At 71.7% G+C, this 4,974-nt stretch carries 4 protein-coding genes; 2 read left to right on the forward strand and 2 right to left on the reverse strand.

Annotated features, from left to right (window positions below; all coding sequences use genetic code 11):
* The first annotated feature begins 725 nt into the window (after positions 1-725).
* Together AB0E24_RS45800 and AB0E24_RS45805 are read left to right on the forward strand one after the other, a co-directional pair.
* A complete protein-coding gene (locus tag AB0E24_RS45800) occupies positions 726-1,181 on the forward strand; it encodes an MFS transporter (protein ID WP_359385984.1) in 456 nt (151 codons plus the stop codon).
* A gap of 22 nt (positions 1,182-1,203) precedes the next feature.
* Positions 1,204-2,205, forward strand: a complete 1,002-nt coding sequence (locus tag AB0E24_RS45805) for a DUF8829 domain-containing protein (protein WP_359385987.1) — start codon at positions 1,204-1,206, stop codon at positions 2,203-2,205.
* A 123-nt stretch (positions 2,206-2,328) separates the two neighbouring features.
* On the opposite strand, the gene ptsP is transcribed toward AB0E24_RS45805, so the two are convergent.
* Complete coding sequence (gene ptsP, locus AB0E24_RS45810; protein WP_102933725.1) at positions 2,329-3,999, reverse strand: phosphoenolpyruvate--protein phosphotransferase; 1,671 nt, start codon at positions 3,997-3,999, stop codon at positions 2,329-2,331.
* 105 nt (positions 4,000-4,104) lie between these two features.
* Positions 4,105-4,551 carry a PTS sugar transporter subunit IIA gene (locus AB0E24_RS45815; RefSeq protein ID WP_069871488.1) on the reverse strand — a complete coding sequence of 149 codons (447 nt, stop codon included), beginning with the start codon at positions 4,549-4,551 and terminating at the stop codon, positions 4,105-4,107.
* Between the last annotated feature and the right edge of the window lie 423 nt (positions 4,552-4,974).

Genomic DNA, 4,974 nt, shown 5'->3' on the forward strand with positions numbered 1-4,974 from the left:
GGGGGTTCGGGGGCGGAGCCCCCGGAACGGGGTCTGGGGCGCAGCCCCAGCGGGGCCCGGGGCGGAGCCCCGGTTCGGGAAGGGGCGGGGTGGGGGAAGACCCACCTACCCCCCATACGTCGGCTGCGCCTCCCCCAACACCCCCGCCACATCCTCCGCCAACACCCCCGCATCCACCTCCCCCAACCCCGCCGTAGTAATCCGCACCCCCGCCCCCGACGCCAACCGAAACCTCGCCCCGGCCGCCACCCACCACCCCCGCGTCCGCAACCCGTTCACCACCGCCGCTTCATCCCGCACCGGCACCCACACATTCATCCCGCTCGCCCCGTGCGCGACGATCCCCCGGGCGGACAGCGCGGCCAGCAGGGCCGCACGCCCCCGCGCCGGGGGAATCCGTACAGCCGAGGAAATCCACGCCCGGGGAAAGCACGTCCGAGGAATGCACGCCCGAGGAATCCGCACCCGGGAATTCCGCCGCCCTCGCCAATTCCGCGCCCGCCGAATCCGCCCCCGCCGAATCCAGCCCCGCGCCCCACAAGACGAAGACCCCCGCCCTCAATCCCTGGCGAGACCGCCGCTATCTCGCCTACACCGCCAGCGAAGCGGCCCTCTTCCTCGACGACTCCGTCTTCAAGGTCGGCCTGCCGCTGTGGGCCGTAACGGCCACCAGCGCACCGCATCAGCTCGTCCCGCTGCTGCTCGTCCTCAACAACCTGCTCGTGGTGCTCTTCCAGGTCCCGTTCGCCCGTTTCGGCGCCACCCCGCACACCGCACGCACCTCGCTGTGGCCGCTGGCCTGCGCCTTCCTCCTGGGCGGGGCCGCGCTGGCCGCGTCGACCGTGGTCGACGCGCCCTGGTTCGCGGCCGTGACGCTGGTGCTGGCCGCCACCGCCTTCACCGTCGCGGAGATGCTGCACGCCACGATCTCCTGGGAGCTGTCCGTCGTCCTCGCACCGCCCACCGCACAGGGCGCCTACCTCGGTGTGCACGGTCTGGCCCAGGCCGTGCAGCGCAGCGCGGGACCGCTCGCGGTGACGGCGGCGATCGCGGCGGGCCCTCTCGGCTGGCTCGGCCTCGGCGCCGGGCTCGCCGCGATGTGCGGCGCCCAGCGCCACCTGGTACGGGACCGCGATGACGGAGCGTTGTCAGTGGCCCCGGTTACGGTGAGTGAGCACTGAACATTCGCGCGGAGGGGGAGCCATGGCGCACGCCGGACAGAGGGGTCAGGACCGGAGCCGCCCCGGCAGGCACCGGAGCAAGCACCGCAAGACGAAGACGAAGACGCACACGAAAGCGCAGGCAAACAGGGATACGAGGACCAGGACGAAGCACCGGAGGAGGAGCCGGACCGCCCGGCGCGTACTGCGCAGAGAGGTGCCCAGCACCGTGGCCCTGCTCGCCGACGAGCGGGATTTCGCAGCCATGCGGCAGTACGGGTCGTTCGCCTTCGACGACCACGGAGCGTATCTGCGGGAAATGGAGGGGCTGCTGAAGGCGCTCGCGGCCAGGGGCGTCCACACCACCGTCGCCCTCTTCGACCCCGTCGCCTACGAGGAGTTCTGCGCGGACACCCGGCTCGACCCGGACACCCCCGCGAGCCGCACTCGCTATACGGCGGAGCTGGCCGCTGCCGGCGGCACGGTCACCTACGAAGGCCAGCCGGTCGACCGCCTGGTGCCACGGCTCATCGGCGTCGCCGAGGAGCAGGCCACCTGGGAGTACGCCACGGCGCTGCTCTCCCGCGCCGGCCACCATGGGGAGTGCCACGACGACGACACCGCACGAGCCGCGTTCGAGCGCGCAGGGGCCGCGCTGCGCGCGGCTGTGGAGGCGGCCGGGCCAGGCATGCACCATCTGGTGTGCAGCGTCCCGGCGGACGGCACCTCGCTGGTCGCCGTGCTCCACGCCGACGCCCGGGAAGCGGGCCCGCCGCAGCTGTCCGAGTCCTCGGCGCTGGTCTTCCGCACCGTCCTGGCCTGCGGCTTCGCCCTACGACGCCCCGGCGGTCTGGTGTTGCGCACCATCGCGGCGGACACCCCCGAGACGGTCCGCGGCTGGGCGCTGCACAACGGCTGGCTGCGCCCGCTGAGCGAGGCGGAGGTGTTCACCGCGTACTGCACCGATGCCGATACCGGTGAACCCATCCCCCCGGAGCACGGCGTCGAATACCGGGCGGGCATCCCGCTCAGCCGCCCGGAATGACCGGACGTTCGCACTGACCGGACGCCCGGAATGACCGAAGGCGTCCCGCCACGCGGCGGGACGCCTTCACCGAAACCCATGAGCGCACCGGTACCTCACCGGCGGCTCATCGGACACCGAGCCTCATTCGCCGGACAGCACCGCCTGCGCCGCCCGCCGCGCGTCCTCGGCGGTGTCCGCCGCACGAGCGGCGGACGCGGCCCGCTCGCACTGCGCCAGCGTGTGCTTGGCCAGCGTCGCGCGCACATACGGAATGGACGCCGCGCCCATGGAGAGGCTGGTGACCCCCAGACCGGCCAGCACACACGCCAGCAGCGGATCGGAGGCGGCCTCACCGCAGACACCGCAGCTCTTGCCCTCGGCCTGGGCGGCCTCCGCCGAAGCCGCCACCAGGTCGAGCAGCGCGGGCTGCCACGGATCCTGAAGCCGTGAGACCGCGCCCACCTGACGGTCGGCCGCGAAGGTGTACTGCGCCAGGTCATTGGTGCCCAGCGACAGGAACTCGACCTCCTGGAGGATCGAGCGCGCCCGCAGCGCGGCGGACGGAATCTCCACCATCGCGCCGAACTTGGCCCGCAGCCCCGCCTCACGGCACGCGTCCGCGAACGCCTTGGCGTCCAGCCGGTCCGCCACCATCGGCGCCATGACCTCGAGATAGACCGGCAGCCCCTCCGACGCCTTGGCCAGCGCCGTGAGCTGCGTCCGCAGCACCTCGGGGTGGTCCAGCAGAGTACGCAGACCGCGCACGCCCAGCGCCGGGTTGGGCTCATCGGCCGGGGTGAGGAAGTCCAGCGGCTTGTCCGCGCCCGCGTCCAGGACCCGCACCACCACCCGGCCCTCGGGAAACGCCTCCAGCACCTGCCGGTACGCCGTGACCTGCTTCTCCTCCGACGGCGCCCGGGTGCTGTCGTCGAGGAAGAGGAACTCGGTGCGGAACAGCCCCACACCCTCGGCGCCCGCCTCGACCGCCGCCGGCACATCGGCCGGACCGCCCACGTTCGCCAGCAGCGGCACCTTGTGCCCGTCCGATGTCGCGCCCGGACCGGAGGAGACGGCCAGCGCGGCCCGGCGCTCCTCGGCGGCCCGCGTCAGCTCGGCCCGCTTCTCCTCGCTCGGGGACACGAAGATCTCACCGGTGCTGCCGTCCACGGCGATCAGCGTGCCCTCGACCAGATCCCCGGCACCGGGCAGCGCGACCACGGCCGGCACCCCCAGGGCCCGGGCGAGGATCGCGCTGTGGCTCGTCGGCCCGCCCTCCTCGGTCACGAACCCCAGCACCAGCGTCGGGTCGAGCAGCGCGGTGTCGGCGGGCGCGAGGTCCCGCGCGATCAGCACATACGGCTCATCACTGTCCGGCACACCCGGCATCGGCACGCCCAGCAGCCGCGCCACGATCCGGTTCCGCACATCATCGAGGTCGGCCACCCGGCCCGCCAGATAGTCCCCGGCCCCCGCGAGCAGCGCCCGGTAGGCGGCGAAGGCGTCGTACACCGCGCGCTCGGCGGTGCTGCCCACGGTGATGCGCCGCTCGACATCGGCCATCAGCTCCGGGTCCTGCGCCATCATGGCCTGCGCCTCGAGCACGGCCTGGGCCTCGCCGCCCGCCAGGTTGCCGCGCGCGACCAGATCGGCCGCCACGGCCTCCACCGCCTGACGGGCCCGCCCCTGCTCACGCTCCGCCTCATCGGCCGGAATCTGCTTCGCCGGCGGCTCCAGGACCGCCGTCCCCATATGGCGCACCTCGCCGATGGCCACCCCGTGGCTCACGCCGACGCCTCGCAGCGTTGTCTCCATGTCACCCGTCCCCGGTCGATACGGCGGAACTCCGCCATGGTGGATGTCATACCAGCAGTGCGCCGCCCGTCCCGGTCCCCGTCGGCCGCCGGGCGCACGCCCCGCTCACCAGTTGAAGAGCGCGTCGCCCGCCTTCACATCGACGTCCTCTTTGACGTCGGAAAGGGCTTCGGCCGTGGCCTCGAGCGCCACGATCGGGCAGATCGGCGACTTGCCCGCGGCCACGGCGGTGGCCGGGTCCCAGCGCACGATCGCGTCCCCCCGCTTGACGGTGTCCCCCTTGTTGATGAGCACCTCGAAGCCCTCACCGTTCAGCTGCACGGTGTCGATGCCGAGGTGGGTGAGCACACCGTGCCCCTCCCCGTCCACGACGACGAACGCATGCGGGTGCAGGGAGACGACGATGCCGTCGACCGGGGCCACGGCCACAAAGGGCTCGAGCACCGGATCGATCGCCGTGCCCGGACCCACCATGGCGCCGGAGAACACCGGATCGGGAACCGCTTCGAGTCCGATCACGCGTCCGGCGACCGGTGAGGTCACGCTGGTCATGGGAGCCTCCCGGGATGAAGAATCATCACGCGCTGTCACCACCTGTCCCGGACAGCGCACTGCCCAGAAGAGTAAGTCATAGGAACTTTGGATTCCGCACACGTGGCGCAGGCAGGAGAGGGCGCCCGGGTCAGGAATCGATTTGCCACGGCCGCGCGGGGCGCTGTACTGTCGTACCCCTGCCCACCGGATGAAGCACTGCGGTCATCTGCGTGTACATCCAGGATCAGGGCGGCGCCATCAGTTACTTGATCCAAATCTCGGATCCGCTTTCGCATGCCTTGCGAAAGACGCGGGTAAGAGAGCGGAAAATAGTCTGATAGCGTGTGAAACACCGAAGGGAAGCGCCCGGAGAAGTCGGTGAAACGGTTTCGAAGGAAGCGTCCGTTCCTTGAGAACTCAACAGCGTGCCAAAAGTCAACG

Origin of the sequence: Streptomyces malaysiensis subsp. malaysiensis, from assembly GCF_040653035.1 — a bacterium.
In the GTDB taxonomy this organism is placed as follows: Bacteria; Actinomycetota; Actinomycetes; order Streptomycetales; family Streptomycetaceae; genus Streptomyces; species Streptomyces malaysiensis.

What these genes read in the sequence shown, in the direction of transcription:
- AB0E24_RS45805 (WP_359385987.1), top strand. Translation starts at nt 1,204, where the DNA reads ATGGCGCACGCCGGACAGAGGGGTCAGGACCGGAGCCGCCCCGGCAGG.
- ptsP (WP_102933725.1), bottom strand. Translation starts at nt 3,999, where the DNA reads ATGGAGACAACGCTGCGAGGCGTCGGCGTGAGCCACGGGGTGGCCATC.
- AB0E24_RS45815 (WP_069871488.1), bottom strand. Translation starts at nt 4,551, where the DNA reads ATGACCAGCGTGACCTCACCGGTCGCCGGACGCGTGATCGGACTCGAA.